This window comes from Burkholderia sp. YHN3-13 (assembly GCF_055810675.1).
In genome coordinates, this window is record NZ_JBVVNQ010000024.1 from 14659 (window position 1) to 32843 (window position 18185).

Below are 18185 nucleotides of genomic sequence, written 5' to 3' on the forward strand. Positions count from 1 at the left end.
CCGTTCTGGCTATGATTTTTGCAATTGCCTATCCGATGTTCCGGATGTACACCAAAACGGAAAAGACTTGCATGGACGCAGCTGTGTATCTGCACGACACGGTGGGTAGTTCGGATCCCGCCGATAGGGCGCGCCAGGAGCAGATGCTAGGCGAGTGCGCCGCGAATGCGAAAGCCGGTGCGTCATATGGCGACGCGGTCGCCCGAGGTCTCAATCTTTCGAAGTAGATTGAAAAAAGCTGGGCGCTATACAAGCCGCCCACAAGAAAAGCCGCGCATCCGAGGCACCGGAATTCGCGCGGCATGGGGATCTGTATTGCTGAGATCTTGTGGTCGCTAGTCGAACTGCTCGACACCGAGAGCGGACTCGGTGAGAATCTGCGCGAGACCAATCGGCTAATAGGCGTCGACCATGGCAGGGATTACGATTTCGAAAGTTAGTCGTATTGCTTTGATAATGGCGGCGGTCGGTGTCATCAATGTCGGGATGGGGCTGGCCGTGCGACCACCGACTAAGCTGTCGGATATGTGCGCCGTCGACGCAACGGGAAATGTCGTTATCGACAAGGTTGCTGAGGGAACCTTAACGACGCTCGACCATGACTACTTCGTTGAAGAGCCCGGATCTAACGCTGTGCTCTTGTCCCGTTGCGCCAAGGGCGCCTGTGCCCCGTTAGATCCTTCGTATTTGAAGGGCCACGTCGGAGAACCTGTCCGTGCCGAATTTTGCGACCGACATGCCGCGAAGCTCACCATATCCGACAAAATTGTCTTTCAACTGACCCAGCACTATCTCGATCAGAACTTGGAAGCGACCCAGAAGAATCGCAATCTGCTGAACACAATCGCGTTCTTCTGGATTGGTTTCTGGCTCGTGCTAATGGCAGTCGTGGAGATCAGTGCACGCTCGCAGGCTGCGTAGAGGCTAGCGTGCTACGATTTGCACCAAAACATACGGGGGTGCAATGGAGCGTGGCCTTTACAAGTACGTTGCGATGGTGCTCGCAGCGATTGTGGGTATTACTGGGTATTTCGAGATCCCGTGGTCGGATTTGTCGAAAAGCGATTGGGCTTCATGGGTCCAGGCAGTTGGCTCAATCCTGGCGATCGTTGGTGCGTATTACGTTGCTCGCGATCAGGCGAGAAGGCAGAGTGAACAGCAGAGTAGAACCGATAATCTGGCTCATTTGGCTGAAGGCGAGCTTGTCGAGATAGTCTGCCGAGATGCACGCGATGCAATAGCAGTTGCTACCCAGTACATGGTGAATTTCAAGAACGGACCGACGTTTAATTTTGACCTTGATCGCTTGACGGATGTGCAACTGTCGATCCGTAGTCTCTATGGTCGGTCCGTACCATCTATCCTTCTTCCTCGGATCGTGACGATCCAGCGAGTGTTGACATATACGATTCGAGCTGTCCAGCAGCGACAAGGTGTGAGCACAAGCTTAAGCCCTGAGTCCCGGACGAAGGCTTCGGAGCGACTGCAGTTGACTGACGTCAAGCTTACGGAAATTCAAAACTGGGTTCGCGCCGAGCGTAAGAGGCTCGAAGTGCCTCCACAGACGATTCCTGAACCTGATAAGTCGTAAAACTGATCGTCGCCTGGTGAACGCGCACCTCAATAGCGGAGCGCACCCACGACGAGGAGAAAGCTGCGGCAGAGCAAAGGGAAGGCGGAGTGACTTGACGACAGCCGCAAGAGCGCTGAGCCAGACTTTCGCTAGTCATGTAAGCCCGCTATCCCGTGATGAGCAGGCGCGGCAAATACCCGGTCAGCCAGCGTGCTACGATTCGCATCAAAGCGAGCGGGGGCGCAATGCAAAATTCGCAAATGATTTGCTGGCTCGGCGTTGGAGCAGTTGCCGGCGTGCTAATGGCATGGGGTGGCTCTACTACAGGTTGGACGAGACCGTATGACCCAGCAGTGATGGCGTACTGGGTCCAAGCGATTGGCTCAATCGGCGCCGTTTGTGCTGCGATAGCAGTGTCCGCGCTTCAACGAAAGAACGACCAAATTCGAGAGCGGGAAAGGGACTATGCAGCGCGAATGCAAACTCTTGACGGAATTGTCGCGATTCTGGAAGAGGCATATCGAGTCGTCGATGAAGCTCCGAAGTCATCATCGAGTGACGAAGATGTCGAAAAATATTTTGCTGATGGTCCCCATACGAGCGAATTCGACCATGTTTATCAAGCGCTCGACCGAATGCCGCTCCACACGGTTCCTTGGTGGCAGATCAGCCGAGCCGCGCTCGAGCTTCAAACTGCGGTGCGTCGGTGCAATCCTCTGGTTATCCAACTGATGTCGGAGTTTTATCAACGCCACAATGTGAGTCCGAAGGACTATTGGCGCCGCTACCTGAGAAATATTGATGATTCTGCTGACCTTGCGTCGTCGGCAATCGAGGTAGTCCGTTCAATGCAGGAAGTACTCCGTCGGAAACCGTCTTTGAACTCAATTTGAACCTAAGGGATTGTGACCCTCACGCAACAGGGCTCCACTGGGGAAGCAGTAACACCGGTTGAGGCGGATAGCATTATCGTGGCACCCACTGCGTACCGCGCACGATCCGGCCGACCGGTTCGAGCACAAGCACCTCGGATTCCTTCTCGCTGCGCACGAGCGCGCTGCCGCGCCGCTGGGCTTTCTCGAGCGACGTGTGACGCCGTGGTTTGCAATATCTGCCGACCGTCACGAACAGCGGCGCGCGCGCGCCGACCGGGCCGAGTGTCAGCTCGTCGATGCGCGCCTCGAGCGCCGCGGTATTCGCGCGCCAGGTGTCGGCTCGTTGCTGTGCGGCGTCGCGCTCGGCGGTAAGGCGTTCGACCTCGGCTCGCAGCTCCGCGATGACGCGTGAGGTGGTGTCGGCCGCAACGGCCGACGGCGGCAGGCTCGTGATGGCCTCGGCCAGCGACAGTGCGACGACCGGCGGCGCGGCGTTGGCCGGCGCGGCGCCGCGTGCGAGCCAGTACACGTATTCGTTGCCGCCGCCCGCGCGCTTTTCGCGCTCGACGATCGCCTCGCCGAGCATCCGGTTCAGCTCCTTCGTCACGTCGAGCTGCGGGAGCCCGGTTCCGGTCGCCACGGCCTTCGCCGTGGCTTCCGACGTCTCGGCGAGATACTTCTCGATGTCCTCTCTCACGCTGCCTCCCGTATTGCGTGCTGCGCGGCCGGCCCGACCTGACCGTCCTCGACCCAGAAAGCTTCGATGGCTTCAGGCAGGCCGCCGGGCGGCGTTTTCAGGCTCATGAAAACGAGCGCCGTGTCGATCTGGTCGCTGTACGCGAGATCGTCGAGCCAGTAGAGCAGTCGGTCGCGCTCGGGGCCGACCAGGACGTCGGCGCGATCGAGCACGAGCAGCTTCAGGCCCGAGAAATGGCTGATCGCCGCGGCGATGTGTGCATCGACGCGCCAGCGCTCCGATTCGGACAGCAGGGCATACGCGCGGCCGTCGGCGAAGATCTCCATCTCCGGCGTGATCGTCACGTCAGCCCACTCGGACATCTCGGCGAGCGCGACGAGGCGCTCGTTCATCGGCGTCAACGCTTCGCTGAGCAGGTCGGCCGGGATGCCATTCGGCGCGAGTGCGTCGGCGATCGCCTCGTACGCCGCGACGTCCTCATGCAGCGCCGCAGCCTGCTTCGCCAGATCGGCGGCGCCGGCTGCGCGCCGTTCGATTTCGCGAAGCGTCGTGATGTCGGTGTCGAGCTGCTTGCGGCGGCGCTGAAGGTCGGCCAGCTCCGAGCGCGCAGCGTCGCCGCTCTCGCGTGCGGCGGCCGCGCCGCTGTCCTCCGCGTCGTCTTCGAGTGCGCGCAGCTGCGTCGCGGCCGCATCTGCCGCTTCGACGTCGCGTTTGCGATTCGCGGCCGCATTTTGCAGCGTCTTCAAGCCCTGCTCATACTCGGGCAGCTTCGCGGCCGCCTCAGCGTCGCGCGGACCGGCTGCTGCCGCCGCCGACAGAACGCCGTTGAGGTAGCGCAGGAGAGCGCCGCACTCGGGGCACGAGCATTCGGTGCCGGCCGGCGCCGCGCCAGCGCGCACACGAAGGGCTTCGACCTTCGGCAGGAATTCTGCAACCTGCTCGTCGGCGATCTGCGCGAGCTCGACCGCCTTCGCGTAACCGGCGGCGCGCGTGCGCAGATCGGCGATTTTCGATGCGCGCGTACGTGCCGCAGTGTCCGCCGCGTCGGCCGCGCCGATCTGCTGCTGCAGTTCGCCAATCCGGTCGTCGAGCGCCGCGCGGTCGCCCGTGAGCTTCCGCAATGCTGCCTCGTCGAATTCGACCAGTGCCGGGCGCCAAGTCGCTCCCTTCTGGCTGCCGTACGTCTCGCCGGTCGCGTTGCGCCACGACTGCTTCGCGCCGCGCGCGCGGTCGGCGGCTTCCTTCTGCGCCGCTTCGAAGCCGGCGCGCAACATCGGCGTGATCGCCGCGAGCCGTGCGGCGGCCGGCGCCGGTACCGCCGCGGCGCGCAGCCCGAGCTTGTCCAGCAGCCGGGCGCGCATTTCGTCGACGCCGATTTTCACGCCCATCAGGTCGTACAGGAACGCACGACGCTCGGCGGCGCCCAAGTGCGCGAACCGCTGCGCGTCGAGCACCAGCGGAAGGCGCGGATCCTCGGCGAGCTCGCGCTTCAGTTTACCGGACGGCAGCATGACGCTGTTCGCCTGCTCGCCGCACGCGACCACGATCTGGCCGCCGTCGGCCCCCTCGGTGACGAGCGAGCCGTATTCCTTTTTCAGCGCGACGCGCACGGTGTCGCCGGTGAGCGCCATGCGCACGGCTTCCTGCAGGCTGCTCTTGCCGGCTCCGTTCGGGCCGGTGAAGAGGGTGACGGGCTTCGCGAGCCGGATATCCGCCGTGCGGATACCGAGCACGTTCGCCACGTAGATGTCGGTGATTTTCACGATTCCTCCTCCGTTCCACGCGGCCGCAGTACCGTGCGGCCGCCGTCCGAATCCATCGCACTGACGATTCCCTTCGCTTCGAGCAGCTCGACCAGGCGCGCGGCGCGGTTGTAGCCGATCTTGAACTGCCGCTGCACGCTCGAGATCGTGACCTTCTGCTGCTCGATCACGAACGCTTCGACTTGGGCGTAGAGCGGATCCTCGTTGCCGGAGCCGGCTTGTTCCTCGTGCCACTCCTTCCAACCCTTCACCCATGCGATGCACAGCTCGCCGGCCATCACGGGGCATTCGCTCTCGGGCTTGCCTTCGGCGGCCGCTTGCCGGCCGGCCTGATGCTGCTCGTCGAGCTGCGCCTTGGTCGGGCCGTCGCCGAGCTTCGGCACCTCGCGGAAATCGGCGTCGACGACGTCGCTATCGGGCTTGTCGCCGTCCATGCCGTCGCCGTCCTGGTCGGTGTACTCGCGGCCGAGGTCCAAACCGCGCTGATCCGATTCGCCGCGGATCTCGTCCATGCCGCCGGTGTGTGCGGTGGCATTCGCAACGACCAGCAGAACCGCCTTGCCTTGTGCGTCGTACAGGTCATGGAGATTCGGCGCTGCGCTGCTGAACTCGACCGCAGCCTTGACGCCATCCTTGATGGTGATCTGCACGAGGTCGCCTTGCACGACGACGCGGCCGTCGCTCGCGATCAGGTGCGTTGCCATCTTCACGTTATGCTCGACGCGCGCACGCAGCCGATCGATGACGTCGTTCTGCTTCTTCTCGGACAGCTTGACCCATAGGTCCGGCAGCAGCTTGATTTCGGTGACGAGCGCGGAGAGCAGGTCTTTCCCGATCGATTCGGCGGTCATCTGGAGCACGTGTTTGTCGGTCATGTCGAAATCCTTGGTGACGGTAGGCGCGCGTTAGTCGGCGTTGATCGGGCCGCGGGGCCGACGGGCCGCCGGCGCGGTCGTCTGGGCGCTTGCCTTGCCGGCGGCCGCCTGTTCGGCTGCCGCCGTAATGGCGCGCATGCGCGCCGAAGCGAGGGCGTTCAGTTCGGCCTTGGCAGTTTCGTCCGGCACGCCGGTGATCGCGCTGCGCGCGAGGTCGAGATCCTCGGGGGTTTTGGCCGACTCGATGTCCTCGCGGATGCCGCGCACCAGGCCTGCGACGTCGAAGTCGAAACCGCCTTGGCCGTGGCCGTCATCCTCCTGCGGGCCGTTCTCGTCGTCGACGGGATCTGCTTGCGTGGCGGTCGTCGTCTCGCGGGTGTCGGTCGTGGTCGGAGTGGTATGCGGTTGGCGTACCGTCTGCGAAGTGTCACGCGCAGCGTCGTACGCGCCATGCTGCCAACCCGGCTGCGGATCGGATTGCGTTGCGCGGCCGACTTCTTCGGCTTGCTGCGTGCGGCCGCCGCGCATCTCGTCGAGAGTCGTGCGATTGACCGAGTACGAACCGTCCGGGTTGACGTCCACGATGTCTGCTGCCTCTTCGACAGTCGTCAGGCCCATCAGCAGCTCGGGCGCGTATAGCTTTCCGAAGAACGATGCACTGCGGTACCGAAGCATCACTTCGGGCATCGTCTGCCACTTGCTGCCATTCTTCGTATACCAGCCTTCCTTCACTGCGAGCTCGATCGATACGGGCGGCGATTCGAGGCGCGTGTCGGTTCCGCGCTCGAGCGCCCAAGCGATGCACTCGATATCCTCGATCTCGACGTCCTGGCGTTTCTCGGTGCGAGAACGATTCCCGCTCGGGCCGCTCCATTCGAACGTCACGTAGGACACGGTTTTCCGGCCGAGCTTGCGGATGTCGAAGCGCAGCGGCGAGAATCGGCCGCAACCGTTCACGGCCGCGATGATCCACTGCGACGACCAGGACGGTCGCCCTTCGACGATGTACAGGTTCTGCATCACCATCAGCGGGTCTGCGCCCATGCGTTGCGCCATGTTCAGCGCAACGACGGCGTTCGCGAGCGCATTCGGGTTCTCACGCGATTCGGTGACCTCGCCGTAGCGGTTGGTTTTTTCGATTACCTTGCGGTACGCAGCGGGCACGAGCGTTGACGACGCAAGCAGGTTCGCAGCGCGTTGCATGAGCTCGAACGACTGCAACGAGCCGAAGCCGGGCGTGACGGCGGGCAAATTGGCCTCGCGCGGGAGCGGCGAGCGGACAGATTCCAGGGTGGTGGGCGTGGACATAGAGGTCTCGCGAGTTATTCGTGGAATTGACAGGTGCCGTAGCGCGGGCAGTACTTCTTGTCGCACAACAGCGATTTCGGGTTGGGGTAGAAGCGTCCAGATCGGAACATGTCGGCAGCGAACTGGATCAGTCCCGGCGTTTCCTCGGTGCCGAGCATCACGCGCTTGGCGTTCTTGACCGTGGCAGTCGCGACCTCCGGCGTGCCCTTCGTCTTGAGCCCGATGATCTCGGCCGTGTCGGCGATCAGCTCGCCGGTCGTGTGCTCGTAGAGCATCTCGTAGGTGCCGATCTGCGGGCCGTGCCCCTTCGTGACAGCGACGCCCTGGGCGACAGCCTTCGATCCACTCTTCAGGTCAGCGATGCCCGGACCGAGCGCTGTGCGACGAACGCGTGCGCGGTCCATCGTGCCAGTGAGGCGAATCACGATCCCACCACCGCAGTCGATGTCGAGCGGCTTCGTTTCCATCTCGACCGCGACGAAGTCGTACCGCGGCGTGATTTCGAGGCAGTACTTCGTCGTGAGCGAGATGCCGATGCGCTCGGCTTCCTTCAGGTTGAGATCGTCGCTCGCCGGGTTGTACTCGTTCGACGGGTCGTGCAGCTTGTCGACGAATGCTCCGGCCGCGTCGTCGACGGTCAGGCCAGAGCCATCGAGCACGCTCTGGTCATAAGCGGCCGTGCCAGCGTGGATCGCGGTGCCGAGCGCGGCGCGCAGACCGACGACGTTGCGCATCTTCAGGAGGTGGATTGCCTCCCACCTGTAGGCGCATTCAAACAGTGCGCCCCAGCTCGACGCGCGCACGGTATAGACCGAGGGGGTCATGCCGCACCTGCGGTTTCGGCGTCGACGTCGGCGGCCGGCGCCGGCATCTTCTCGACGCACACGTACGGGAAGCGGTCGGGGAACGGCTTGATGTGCTTGTAGAAGTGCGAGCCGAGCGAGTCGGCCGTCTTGAGCGCGTCGAAGTTCGCCTGCGTGAAGCCGGTGTAGTGGTACAGCGACGTCGGCGCATTCGTCTTGCGATCCTTGAAGCGGACCGCGAGCGTTTCGGACTCGGCGTCGTAGCCGATGCTATGGATCTGCGACGACTCGACGGGTTGGGTGTCGATGGTTTTCATCTCATGGTGCTCCAGGTGAATGGGGAGGGCGTGCACCGACAGCGCACCAGTGAGCGGCGTGCGCGGTTGATTCGGGACGTGATGGGGACGCTACGTGTAGAGCGAGGCAGTGCTGCTTAGAAAATTCCGAAGTGCTTTGCGAGGCGGTCGATCGCCACAGCGAGAAGTGCGACGGCCACGAGTATCGCCAGCACCAGCACCCGGGCCGCGCGCGGGTGATGGATTTCGAAGCGTTCTGCGTGATCGGTAAAGCGGCTCATGTGGGCCTCGTCGAAACGGTCACGGGTGCGTCGTCCGGCGCACTGATCAGCGTCGGCACGACGAGCCAGACGAAGACGAACAGGATCGTCGCGACGACGAACCAGAGGCCGACAAGCTCGCCGACCTTGCGCAGAAAGGATTTCATCCGAGGCTCCGAAGGTACGGGCCGGCGACGAGCGCGCCGTACCACAGGAACCCGATCGCGACGCCGTAGGCGGCTGCCCATGCTGATCCTTCGAGCACGTAGCGCATGCGCGATACAACCGATCGGCTGTAGCCGCGAAATGCAGGCTGCAGGCTGTTGTGAGGCGTATCCATCAGTGCCCCCTGCGAAGGTTTTGTTCGGTAAACGTAGCGACGTTGCGCTTCGTACGATCGAGGATCTGTTGGGAAATTGCCTCGCTGCCGACCATAGCGATGCCGAGCGCTGCTTTGCTGATCAGCATCTCCATCACTTTCGCGAGCGCGTTCGGGTTGCCGTATGCGCCGCAGTCGCGAACATAGTCGGCGATCAGCTTCTCAGCGAGGTCGCCACATTGGGCCGTGGATTTGAGGTTGCTCATCGGTCTACTCCAGCGATAGTCACGTGCTGCACCTGATGCGGCGCAGCCTCGGGCGCCTGCGTGGCGAGTGCGATAGCTGCGGCCGCTTCCGTCACGCGAAGGTATTGTTCGTCCGGCACGCTGAGCGTCGAGACGAGTTCGTAGAGGCCCGACAGCGCCGCGAGCAGCGCTGGAGACGCAGCGAACAGCCGGGCGTATTCCTTGCCGTGCGGCACGGTCGAGCAGTCGGCGACGAGCCAGCCAGCCGTGTCGACGTCGGTGCGCTTCGTGCGCACATACCAGCCGCACGCTTCGAGCTCGGGCCCGGTGGTGATCTCGCTCATGGTCTATCCTCGGTGTGGTGTGCGGCCGGCGTTACGCGATGACTTCGCCGCGCAGATTCACGGCGGTTTGCCCGGTCGCACGCAGGAACTCCGGTCCAGTCGTTGTCTGCGATACGTGCGCGCCCTTGCTGTCGATCACGACGCGGAATTCGGTCGTGTACTCGTGCGACTGCTCTTTGATCTGGCGATGCAGCTCGGCGATGAGTTGCGTGATGTTTGCGGCAACTTTGCCGCTCTGTTCGACATTCAGCATGTGGGCTCTCGGTGTGGTGTGATTGCCCGCAGGGCGGGCGCGGTTGGTCAGTCGGCTCGCACAACGCGCAGCGCCCGTGCGCGGTGGTCATTGCAGTTGCTCACGCCGGCGTTGCCCGGCCCGAGTTCCGCTCCGCAGGACGAGCAGTACGTCTGCGCGAAACGCGGCGCGGCGGTCCCGCGATCAGCGTTCGCGATGCGCCGCGCAATCTCGTCGTCGAGAGCGGCCTTGCAGACGTTCCAAACCTCGTACACGTCCTCGATCTGGCCGCGACGTAGCGCTGCATCCAGCACCGCGACCTGCTCGGCCGAGAACGGCAGCACGTCGAACGTGACGCGCTCGGCGATCGCTTCGTTGCGCTCGTCGCGCGCCAGCGCTGCGTCGTCCGCCGCGGCCTGCAGCTGGTCGACTTGTCGGTCGACCCGCGCGGGCAGCACGCGGACATTGTTGTGATGGGTTCGAGGAGGGTGCATCGCTTCACCTTGAATAAAGGATTCCTAAGCAAATTGCGGTCTTGAACTGCAACGCTGCGTGCGCAGCTCTCACTGGTGACGCCTCGAGAGTACGAACCGCCACCGGTCAGAGCAGTGAGAGGTGCCGGTTACGTTATCCGGCGCCGGTTAGCATCCCGGCCGTCCTCTTGACCTTCCGTCGGCTCGCCAAGCCCGCTTTCTGAGGTGACGGGCCCACTTCGTTTATCCCTCGCAGGGCTGGCGAGTCGCGCTCACCGATGGAGTTGGTTGTCCATCTACCCGAGCGCATTTTCGAATGTCGGCGCGTGTCTTTCCACGCCGTCAGCGCCACGTCGGCCGGCTGCTCGCACTCTACGGTTTCGCCCGTCTGCCTTCTGCGATCCGACTATCTCGAAGCCGGCACAACGTCCGTCCGTGGACATTTATGGGGACCGTCTTGGACGAAGAGGTCATCCAGTCCCGGCAAATGCACTCGTTGAATGCGCTTGCCGGGAGTAATGCTGCATCGCTCGCGCGCCCGGCTACACCCGGCCGTGCCGGCTCCGGGCCGCGCGAGGTTTGTGCCGATTACGACGCCATCGGTCACGTGGTTCTGGCTGTCTTGTGTCAGGTTCGTTCAAGCCTGCAAGCGGTAGCCAAACATCGGCCTAGCGCGCTGCGCCTGTCCTAACTCACGACGCTGATCGCGCCGGCCGGTTGCTCCGCGTTTGCGGTCCCGGCGTACCTTCGATTGTTAGAGAGCGATCCGCCTGGGGCGGTGGCGCGGCGTCGGTGTCGCGTTGGAAGAGACTTTAGCGAAACGCGAAAGTCGTGTCTATAGCGAAACGCGAAAATTTGGTGGGAAATTTGTAACAGCCGAGCTAGCCGAGCCTCTCTCAAGCGACTGTTGACGGCAGTTGAAAGAATTTCGGATATGGGGATAAACTACTGTACATTCATACAGTATTGGTGACGAAGAAGAGCGGGGGCTGGGATGTATCGAAAAGCGAAGGGGAGCGATCTGCGGTGCAAGGCGGGCGATTTCGCGCGCGTCGTGCACTCGTCGAACAAGGCCTTAATCGATCGAATCGTTGCAGTGGTGCAGCTGTACGAAGACGGGCGCTGGGAATGCGAACTCGTCGACGGACCGGTGCTCGGTTTGGCCGACGATGGAGAGGGATTGATCTTGACCAGGGATTGGCTGTTTCCGGATTCGTGCCTCCAGCCGCGCGTAGACACGCGGGTAGAAGCGTCAGACTCCTTTGCCGAACCGCTTTTTTGCTAACTGGGTATCGTCTACGTGCGCGGGTGATTGCGACAAAATCCAACCAATGAAGGATTCAACCTGCGCTCGCTGTGCAGGATTCAATTTTTCCCATCCAGCTGGGGCGTCTGTTGACTGGCCGGCTGGCGCCCCCAAAGAGTGGTCGGTATCGAGCCAGCCCACAGGCTTGCCGATGTTCTCTTCAATCTTGCGTGCCGTGGCGGCACGCATTCCGCGCGGCCGGCCGGTTTTCGAATCCCTGGCGCCGTCTCGCAGATTCGTGAACTGCGAATGGGACATACCGCATGCCGCTGCAGCAGCAGCTGGGCCGTGGTGCTCCGCTTCAATGAGCCGGAGGTTATCCCGGCGGATTTCGTCGATGTCCTTCATGTGTGGCATTCAATAGCAAAACGCTAAAGGCGTATATGCGCGAAACGCTATAGACATTCCTTTCGCGTTTCGCTAAAGTCCGTGCATGGACCTGAAAACCTACCTTTCCGCCGAGCGCGGCCGGCTCACGGCTCTTAGCCGAGCAATCGACGCTCACGCATCCGACGTTAGTCGCTGGGCAAGCGGCGAGCGTCCCATTCCGATTCCGTTCGGCCGGCCCATCGAGCAGGAGACAGGGGGGCAAGTCACGCGTGCGGAGATGTTTCCGGTCGAGGTAATCAAGCGCGTATGGCCGGAGCTGCTCGAGGCACCTCCCGTGTAACGGGTCGCGCTGGTCCTGTTTGTTGAATCGGCCAGGCACGTCCTGGCCGTTATTTCGCCCCGGCGCCAACTGGGTAAGCAAGTGGGTAATCAACTGGGTAACGATTGATTTTTCGTATGAACCAGCCAGAAATCAGGATGTTCGCGCTGTGGACGCCGGCCGCCACGCTTCCCGAAAGCGAGATCGAGGCCATGACGTTCGAGGAGTGCCTGGCGAAGGCGCTCGAGATCGGCATCACGCGCTTCGATCGAAAGACGCTCGCGAAGAAATCGAAGATCCACTATCCGCATCTGGGCGACCTGATCGCCGGACGCCGGCCGTTTCCAGCGACGAAGCTGCACCTGTTCTGCATGTTCAGCGGCTGCGACTACCCGCGCCAGTGGCTTGCCATTCAGGAGCGCAAGGCGATCGAGGAATACCGCCGGCTCAGCCAGCAGGCAATCGGCGAGTTCGTCCAGCAAGCTTTCGGCCAGCGCCAGGCGGCGGCATGACGTTGACGCTCAGCCACCGCGACGTCGGCAAGCACTTCGCCCGCAAGCTCGGGCGCCCCATGACCTACCTCGGCCTCATCGAGGAAAAGCACCTTTTCATCTTTCGCGATCCCCCGCAGGACTACCTCGCGTTCCGTCCCGACCAGCTCTGGATGCTCGAGCGCGTGCGTCCCGAGGCAGCACCGATCGAAGACACAAAGGAGGGGGCGTGGTGATGCATCTGTCTCAACGCAAACCAATCCTCGAGCTACCGATTGCCATACTTGGCGTCGAAGATTTTGGTGTCAATTGGACCGCAATGGTCAGTGCACAATCGAATGGCGTTCTTGAGCAGCGCTTCCGCTTCAGTGAGTCGGTCCCGAGCGTTAGACAAGAGATCGCTTTGATACTGCGCGTCGATACTGACGTGCATCGCTTTGATTTCCAGTTTCATGTCGTGGTCACTATATTCGTCCGCCTCGATCTCGGCGATTTCTTTGACCAGCCCTGCCTGTCTGACTTCCACTTCGCGGAGATCGGTCATTGCGGCACGCATGCGTCCCTGTGCTGCCTCAATCTGCATCGCGCAGTTATCGGGCAGCTCGACCATGCTTCGAATCTCGTCGAAGCTGAGATACGGAATTCCCTTGAGACTTTCCGCAGCTCTCTTGGCCGCTTGCATGTGTTTTTCAAGCGATTCGGCCGTCTGCTCACTCACGTCCTGCAGGTCGGTAACGGCAAATTCGAGGGCAACACATGCGGATCCAGTCTTCCAAAGCGCGCTCTCAAGTTTTGGGACCGCGCCGGCTGCGAAAAGGCTGGCTCGTATGGCGTCGTCATTTTTCTGCTGCCTGCGCTGATCTTTCGAAATCCACAGTGCAGCGCCCGCTGCTCCAAACGTGCCAATCGCAACCAGGCCATTGACTGGAACTCCGAAGGCCGTCCAAAAGTCTTTCGGATCGACGTTCGCCCGAAATATCGCGATAGCGGCGCAAATGACAGCCAAATAGCCAATAGCGATCAACAACCCGACGAATGCGAGGTGAGTGACTTCCCACGCGCGTTTCATGCTTTCCCCGTTTTCAATTTTTGGGCGATCGTAGCACGCCCGGCGGAGGGCGCATGAATTGGAAACACGACGATCTCGCTCGAGATCTCGCCGCGCATCTTCGCGGCGCGTCCGATCGCCTCGTATGGACCGACATGCAGCTCGGTCCGGCCGGCTCGCCGCGGCCGGACGTCTACACCGTGCCGTGCTCGTTCGCGCGTTTCCAGCCGGTCGCGTACGAATGCAAGATCAGCGTCGCCGACTTCCGGCGTGACGTGACGGCCGGCAAGTGGACGTCGTACCTGCGCTTCGCCGCCGGCGTGATCTTCGCCGCGCCGGCCGGGCTGCTGAAGAAAGAGGACATTCCCGCCGGTTGCGGGCTGATCGTACGCGGCCCGGACGGCTGGCGATCGCTGAAGGGCCCGACGCTGAAGAACATGGAGAACCTGCCGCGCGACGCGTGGATCAAGCTGATCATCGACGGTATGGCGCGGCTCGCGGATCAGGGCCGCGAGCAACTGCGGGCCGGACTCTGCAACGAATGGACGCTCGAGAAGAAGCTTCGCGCGCGCCTCGGCAACATCGTCGCGGATGCCGTACTGGATCAACTGCACGCGGAACGCCGCCTGAAGACGGCCACCGAGCGGCTTGAGAGCCTGGCCGAAGAGGCGGAAAAAGAACGGCGGCTGATCCTCGATCGGGCGAAGGAGCATGCGGAGCGCGACGCGATGCAAATCGACAGCGCGCGCGGCGAGCTCGCGCGTGCGCTTGGGCTGCCGGCGAGCGCCGGCGCATGGGAGATCGCCAGCGCTTGCAAACAGGCCGCGCGCCGGCTCAGCGTTGATCCGGAGGTCAAGCGACTCCGTCAGCAGCTGGAGCGCATCCAGGTTGCGATCGAATCGGCTGCCGAGCCGCTGCCGCACATCGCGCGGGAGGTGGCGTGAACTGGCTAGTGCAATCCCACCGTGGCGTTGACCATGATCCGAGACGCGCGATTTGCCTCGATAAGTCTCGGAGAGGGAAGAGGACGCGCGCCACCTCAAATTCAGCGATTGCCCATAAGTTAAAAACTTTCTCGGAACGTTTGAGAGCACGCGTGAACGGTCTCCGACGCCCGGTCGAGCATGGTTATGGCCTCGAGCAGAATCGCATTGACGAAATTGAGGCACTCTTGCTGCCCCTGCTTTGTGGGGCGAGGCTTCGCTCCTTCGATACCAATAAGCTTCCTAGAAACTTGAATCCTATCAATCGCCGCCGAGATGTTTTCGGCGCATTGGTCCCCAAGCGGTATCAAGGCGCGGAGCTCCTCACCTTCAATGGTCGGGATCTCGGCGAAACTCGCCTCAATAATCGGGATGATCACGGGGCCTCGATCGATTACCAGCGCTTCCGAAACTCGGATTTGTATCGTGCGAACAGCGCCAATGGCTACCCCGAGGCGCGCATATATGCCAGTTGCGCTGACGCGCGCGGCGCTGAGTTCATCTTCGCGTTTGCGTCGTTTATCGGCATGGGCAATGTAGAGCGCCACGATAACGGCGCCGCACGTCCCAAAAGCGGCTGCAATATCCCAGAAGTCCTTCGTCGATCCGACCGCGTGCGAGACGATCGTCCATATACGAAATACGGCCAAAAAACCAATTGCGATCAGCAGCCAAACGAATGCGAGTTGAGTGATTTCCCACGCGCGTTTCACGATTCCCCCGTATTTGATTTTTGGGCGATCGTAGCATGCTGGACGGAGGTCGCATGGGGTTCGTGATTGTCCCGATCTCCCTAGGCGAAGCGAACGCCTTCGTCGCCGAGCATCACCGGCACCACGCGCGTGTCGTCGGCCACAAGTTCAGCATCGCTGTCGCAGATGACATGTTGATGGGCCGAGCCGACTGCACAGGCATCTGCGGCGTTGCGATCGTCGGCCGTCCGGTCGCGCGCGGCAACGACGACGGCTGGACGCTCGAGGTGACGCGTTGCTGCACCGACGGCACGCGCAATGCCTGCTCGGCACTCTACGGCGCCGCGTGGCGCGCGGCGCGCGCGCTCGGTTACGCGCGGCTCATCACCTACACGCTGCCGGCCGAGGGCGGCGCAAGTCTCCGCGGCGCCGGCTGGCATCTGGTCGGCGCGCGCGGTGGCGGCAACTGGAACACGCCTTCGCGACCGCGCATCGATACCGCTGCGCGTCTGCGTGGGCAGAAATTGTTGTGGGAAGCCCAATGAACGATCTCCCGAATCCTCTCACCCCTGTGGACTGCGACCTGCGCAACTTCCGCGAAATGCCGATCGACGTGCCGCGACTCCTCGGCTCCGACCTCGTGCACGATGAGTCGCCCGAGGCGTGCTGGTCGGCGATGCTGCTCTGGTGTGTGTCGTGGCACGAGGTGCCGGCCGGCAGCATACCGGACAACGACGATTGGCTCGCGAAACGCGCAGGGTACTGGCACAAAGGCAAGCTCGATCCGACGTGGCACGACGTGCGCGACGGCGCTCTGCATGGTTGGATCAAGTGCAGCGACGGGCGCCTTTATCACCCGGTCCTCGCTGAAAAGGTCAATGCCGCATGGTTCTCGAAGCATCGCCACGCGCACGACAAGCTCGGCGAGCGCATCCGGAAGCGCAATAAGGCCAGGGCGGAGCGTGGGCTTGTTCCGTTGGAAGTGCCCGACCTGGACGCATGGATCGATATGGGTCGTCCGATGGAACGCGATCTTTTTCCGGAGGAATTTAGCACTCCTTCCGGTGGAAACGATGTGGAATTCCGGCGGAAGAAGGAGCCTGTTCCGGCGGAAGGCGGCCACGCTCAGGCGGAAGCTGGCGGAAAAAACGGGCGACCGGCAGGGCGTCGACCCGCTGTCCACTCGGCTCAAGGTCACTCGAATGGTAAAAATTACGGCTCCGCCGGAATTCCCGGATTTTCCGGCGGAAACGAAGGATCTTCCGGCGGAAGAGATGGAAATTCCGACGGAAGCGATAGCGGTTCCACTGGAATTCCCTCGAAAAACGCTCTGAACAGAGCGGAGCGGAATAGAACAGAACATGTAAACACAGCAAGCGGCGGCGGTACAGCACAGGCAGTAGCGCGCGACGACGCGCCGATCGCCGCCGCCGCATTCGTCGAAATCCTTCGCTCGTCGGGCGTCGGCTTCGCCGTCGATGACGCGCGGTTGGCCTGTTGGCCAGGCCGCGGCGTGACGGCCGACGACCTGCGCGCGGCCATCGCCACGGGCCGCAAACGCCGGGAGCGCGAGCGCTCCGAACAGCCGCTGAACGTCGGATTCCTCGACACGATCCTCGGCGATCTCCTCGCCGCGCGCGCCGCGACGGCCGCGACAGGCACGCGCGCCGTCGGCGACTGGTGGCGCTCGTGGACCGGGATCGTTGACCACGGCGGCACGCTCGGCATCGAGCAGGGTCGCGACGAACCTCCGTTCGATTTCAAGCTGCGCGTGTTCGACGCGGCCGGCGACGGCCCGTGGTGGGACGAGCACAACCGCGCATTTCGCAACACTGCCGGGCCCATCGCGGCCGGCGCATTGATGGGGGACGGGCGATGAACTGCAAAGTCGGCGACATGGCCGTGATCACGCGCGGCAAAGCCCGCGACCGCATCGTCGAGGTGAAGGCACCCTACGGCGACTACCTGGGCTTCGGCTTCTGCTGGTATGTCGAGGCACCGACGCCGATCCCGGGAACGGACGTCCTCACGTTTCGGCCATGCGAGCTGAAGACCGGTTGGATTCCCGATGCGTGGCTGCGCCCGATCAGCGGCGTGCCGGTGACGGACAACGTGAGCGACGAGGTGACGGCATGAAGCGAATCACGAAGGCGATGAAGCAGGCCGGCGGCCATCGCTACTGCTGCGAATGCGCAGCGCATGGCCCGCGCGTGAAGGCGCACTGGACGCACAAGGGGCGCGACTACTGCGATGCGCACAAGCCGGTCGAGACGGCTGCGCGGCCCACGCGCGAGGTGCCGGCATGCTGATCAAAATCTCCCGCGACACGTTTGTCTGTGTGCATCGGCAGGGCTTCTTCTTCCGTCTGCGCGGCAAGGGGCTCGCATTTGAGATCGACCACCGGCGGTACTTCTCCGAGCGCTATGGCTACCGGAAGGTCTACCGGTTCGGCCGGCTCTCGTTGGAGGTGCTTCGGTGACCCAGCAATCTCTCATCGCGCAATCGCCCGTCGCGCGGCGCGTCGAGTTCGTCGTACCGGGCAAACCGGTTGCGAAGGGGCGTCCGCGTTTCTCGCGCCGCAACGGCATCGTGCGGACGCACACGCCCGAGGAATCCGAGCGCTACGAGAACCTCGTGAAGATGGCCGCCCGCACGGCGATGCGCAGCGCCGCGCCGTACGCCGGTCCGATCCGTCTGATCGTGCACATCGGTCTGCCGATCCCGGCGAGCTGGTCGATGAAGCGGCAGGGCGAAGCGGCGGCCGGCGCCATCGGCGCGACGAAGAAGCCGGACGCCGACAACGTTGTAAAGGCGTTGAAGGACGGCATGAACGGGGTGGTGTACGTCGACGACGGCCAGGTCGTCGACCTCTGGGTGTCGAAGCGCTACGCGCGCACGCCGGGCGTGCGCATCGAGGCGATCGAGTTGAATTTGAAGTCAGCATAAGGAGCGG

29 protein-coding genes are annotated in these 18185 nt (G+C 62.8%); 13 read left to right on the forward strand and 16 right to left on the reverse strand.

The window, feature by feature from the left end:
- Window positions 1-411 precede the first annotated feature (411 nt).
- The 3 genes from AC0KUR_RS33335 (at window position 412) to AC0KUR_RS33345 (ending at window position 2466) form a co-directional block, all read left to right on the forward strand.
- Entirely contained in the window at window positions 412-921 is a 510-nt protein-coding gene (locus AC0KUR_RS33335) for a hypothetical protein (protein WP_473376990.1), read from the forward strand.
- Window positions 922-964: 43 nt separating this feature from the next.
- Window positions 965-1591 carry a hypothetical protein gene (locus AC0KUR_RS33340; RefSeq protein WP_473376991.1) on the forward strand — a complete coding sequence of 209 codons (627 nt, stop codon included), beginning with the start codon at window positions 965-967 and terminating at the stop codon, window positions 1589-1591.
- 458 nt (window positions 1592-2049) lie between these two features.
- Window positions 2050-2466, forward strand: a complete 417-nt coding sequence (locus tag AC0KUR_RS33345; RefSeq protein ID WP_473376992.1) for a hypothetical protein — start codon at window positions 2050-2052, stop codon at window positions 2464-2466.
- 73 nt (window positions 2467-2539) lie between these two features.
- On the opposite strand, the gene AC0KUR_RS33350 is transcribed toward AC0KUR_RS33345, so the two are convergent.
- From AC0KUR_RS33350 to AC0KUR_RS33415, 14 genes are all read right to left on the reverse strand, one after another.
- Window positions 2540-3145: a 1-pyrroline-5-carboxylate dehydrogenase gene (locus tag AC0KUR_RS33350; RefSeq protein ID WP_473376993.1), complete on the reverse strand. Its 606-nt coding sequence runs from the start codon at window positions 3143-3145 to the stop codon at window positions 2540-2542.
- The gene (locus AC0KUR_RS33355; RefSeq protein WP_473376994.1) at window positions 3142-4908 is read right to left on the reverse strand and encodes an AAA family ATPase; all 1767 of its coding nucleotides are present in this window, start codon (window positions 4906-4908) and stop codon (window positions 3142-3144) included. Before AC0KUR_RS33355 ends, AC0KUR_RS33350 begins: the two co-directional genes overlap by 4 nt.
- Window positions 4905-5783, reverse strand: a complete 879-nt coding sequence (locus AC0KUR_RS33360; RefSeq protein WP_473376995.1) for a DNA translocase FtsK — start codon at window positions 5781-5783, stop codon at window positions 4905-4907. Before AC0KUR_RS33360 ends, AC0KUR_RS33355 begins: the two co-directional genes overlap by 4 nt.
- A 30-nt stretch (window positions 5784-5813) precedes the next feature.
- Complete coding sequence (locus tag AC0KUR_RS33365; protein WP_473376996.1) at window positions 5814-7091, reverse strand: hypothetical protein; 1278 nt, start codon at window positions 7089-7091, stop codon at window positions 5814-5816.
- 14 nt (window positions 7092-7105) lie between these two features.
- Window positions 7106-7915 (reverse strand): RecB family exonuclease, encoded by an 810-nt coding sequence (locus tag AC0KUR_RS33370; RefSeq protein WP_473376997.1) that lies wholly within the window; start codon window positions 7913-7915, stop codon window positions 7106-7108.
- A complete protein-coding gene (locus AC0KUR_RS33375; RefSeq protein WP_473376998.1) occupies window positions 7912-8211 on the reverse strand; it encodes a KTSC domain-containing protein in 300 nt (99 codons plus the stop codon). The genes AC0KUR_RS33370 and AC0KUR_RS33375 overlap by 4 nt, the downstream gene beginning before the upstream one ends.
- A 116-nt stretch (window positions 8212-8327) precedes the next feature.
- Window positions 8328-8471: a hypothetical protein gene (locus tag AC0KUR_RS33380; RefSeq protein WP_473376999.1), complete on the reverse strand. Its 144-nt coding sequence runs from the start codon at window positions 8469-8471 to the stop codon at window positions 8328-8330.
- Complete coding sequence (locus tag AC0KUR_RS33385) at window positions 8468-8617, reverse strand: hypothetical protein (RefSeq protein WP_171983997.1); 150 nt, start codon at window positions 8615-8617, stop codon at window positions 8468-8470. Before AC0KUR_RS33385 ends, AC0KUR_RS33380 begins: the two co-directional genes overlap by 4 nt.
- A complete protein-coding gene (locus tag AC0KUR_RS33390; RefSeq protein WP_473377000.1) occupies window positions 8614-8790 on the reverse strand; it encodes a hypothetical protein in 177 nt (58 codons plus the stop codon). Before AC0KUR_RS33390 ends, AC0KUR_RS33385 begins: the two co-directional genes overlap by 4 nt.
- A complete protein-coding gene (locus AC0KUR_RS33395) occupies window positions 8790-9035 on the reverse strand; it encodes a hypothetical protein (protein WP_473377001.1) in 246 nt (81 codons plus the stop codon). Before AC0KUR_RS33395 ends, AC0KUR_RS33390 begins: the two co-directional genes overlap by 1 nt.
- Window positions 9032-9358 (reverse strand): hypothetical protein, encoded by a 327-nt coding sequence (locus tag AC0KUR_RS33400; protein ID WP_473377002.1) that lies wholly within the window; start codon window positions 9356-9358, stop codon window positions 9032-9034. Before AC0KUR_RS33400 ends, AC0KUR_RS33395 begins: the two co-directional genes overlap by 4 nt.
- 31 nt (window positions 9359-9389) lie before the next feature.
- Window positions 9390-9611, reverse strand: coding sequence for a hypothetical protein (locus tag AC0KUR_RS33405; protein WP_011853576.1), 222 nt, complete (start codon window positions 9609-9611; stop codon window positions 9390-9392).
- 47 nt (window positions 9612-9658) lie between these two features.
- The gene (locus AC0KUR_RS33410; protein ID WP_473377003.1) at window positions 9659-10048 is read right to left on the reverse strand and encodes a hypothetical protein; all 390 of its coding nucleotides are present in this window, start codon (window positions 10046-10048) and stop codon (window positions 9659-9661) included.
- Between the two features lie 1267 nt (window positions 10049-11315).
- Window positions 11316-11717 carry a hypothetical protein gene (locus AC0KUR_RS33415; RefSeq protein WP_473377004.1) on the reverse strand — a complete coding sequence of 134 codons (402 nt, stop codon included), beginning with the start codon at window positions 11715-11717 and terminating at the stop codon, window positions 11316-11318.
- An 85-nt stretch (window positions 11718-11802) separates the two neighbouring features.
- Here AC0KUR_RS33415 and AC0KUR_RS33420 point away from each other — a divergent pair, with 85 nt between their 5' ends.
- The 3 genes from AC0KUR_RS33420 to AC0KUR_RS33430 all read left to right on the forward strand — a co-directional run bounded on the left by AC0KUR_RS33420 (window position 11803) and on the right by AC0KUR_RS33430 (window position 12745).
- Entirely contained in the window at window positions 11803-12039 is a 237-nt protein-coding gene (locus AC0KUR_RS33420; RefSeq protein WP_473377005.1) for a YdaS family helix-turn-helix protein, read from the forward strand.
- A gap of 116 nt (window positions 12040-12155) precedes the next feature.
- On the forward strand, window positions 12156-12530 hold the full coding sequence (locus AC0KUR_RS33425; protein ID WP_473377006.1) for a hypothetical protein: 375 nt from the start codon (window positions 12156-12158) through the stop codon (window positions 12528-12530).
- Window positions 12527-12745, forward strand: coding sequence for a hypothetical protein (locus AC0KUR_RS33430; protein WP_473377007.1), 219 nt, complete (start codon window positions 12527-12529; stop codon window positions 12743-12745). The genes AC0KUR_RS33425 and AC0KUR_RS33430 overlap by 4 nt, the downstream gene beginning before the upstream one ends.
- 32 nt (window positions 12746-12777) lie before the next feature.
- Here the strand turns inward: AC0KUR_RS33430 and AC0KUR_RS33435 are convergent, their stop codons facing one another.
- Entirely contained in the window at window positions 12778-13578 is an 801-nt protein-coding gene (locus AC0KUR_RS33435; RefSeq protein ID WP_473377008.1) for a hypothetical protein, read from the reverse strand.
- A gap of 53 nt (window positions 13579-13631) precedes the next feature.
- On the opposite strand from AC0KUR_RS33435, the gene AC0KUR_RS33440 reads away from it, so the two are divergent.
- Window positions 13632-14501: a hypothetical protein gene (locus AC0KUR_RS33440; RefSeq protein ID WP_473377009.1), complete on the forward strand. Its 870-nt coding sequence runs from the start codon at window positions 13632-13634 to the stop codon at window positions 14499-14501.
- 119 nt (window positions 14502-14620) lie between these two features.
- Here the strand turns inward: AC0KUR_RS33440 and AC0KUR_RS33445 are convergent, their stop codons facing one another.
- Complete coding sequence (locus AC0KUR_RS33445; protein WP_473377010.1) at window positions 14621-15253, reverse strand: hypothetical protein; 633 nt, start codon at window positions 15251-15253, stop codon at window positions 14621-14623.
- A 53-nt stretch (window positions 15254-15306) separates the two neighbouring features.
- Between AC0KUR_RS33445 and AC0KUR_RS33450 the strand changes: the two genes are divergently transcribed.
- The 6 genes from AC0KUR_RS33450 to AC0KUR_RS33475 are packed head-to-tail and all read left to right on the forward strand — an operon-like array spanning window position 15307 to window position 18178.
- On the forward strand, window positions 15307-15777 hold the full coding sequence (locus AC0KUR_RS33450) for an XF1762 family protein (RefSeq protein WP_473377011.1): 471 nt from the start codon (window positions 15307-15309) through the stop codon (window positions 15775-15777).
- Window positions 15774-17111: a hypothetical protein gene (locus AC0KUR_RS33455; RefSeq protein WP_473377012.1), complete on the forward strand. Its 1338-nt coding sequence runs from the start codon at window positions 15774-15776 to the stop codon at window positions 17109-17111. Before AC0KUR_RS33450 ends, AC0KUR_RS33455 begins: the two co-directional genes overlap by 4 nt.
- Complete coding sequence (locus tag AC0KUR_RS33460) at window positions 17108-17368, forward strand: hypothetical protein (RefSeq protein WP_473377013.1); 261 nt, start codon at window positions 17108-17110, stop codon at window positions 17366-17368. Before AC0KUR_RS33455 ends, AC0KUR_RS33460 begins: the two co-directional genes overlap by 4 nt.
- On the forward strand, window positions 17365-17541 hold the full coding sequence (locus AC0KUR_RS33465) for a hypothetical protein (protein WP_473377014.1): 177 nt from the start codon (window positions 17365-17367) through the stop codon (window positions 17539-17541). Before AC0KUR_RS33460 ends, AC0KUR_RS33465 begins: the two co-directional genes overlap by 4 nt.
- Window positions 17535-17711 (forward strand): hypothetical protein, encoded by a 177-nt coding sequence (locus AC0KUR_RS33470; protein WP_175878880.1) that lies wholly within the window; start codon window positions 17535-17537, stop codon window positions 17709-17711. The genes AC0KUR_RS33465 and AC0KUR_RS33470 overlap by 7 nt, the downstream gene beginning before the upstream one ends.
- Window positions 17708-18178, forward strand: coding sequence for a RusA family crossover junction endodeoxyribonuclease (locus AC0KUR_RS33475; protein WP_473377015.1), 471 nt, complete (start codon window positions 17708-17710; stop codon window positions 18176-18178). The genes AC0KUR_RS33470 and AC0KUR_RS33475 overlap by 4 nt, the downstream gene beginning before the upstream one ends.
- Window positions 18179-18185 lie beyond the last annotated feature (7 nt).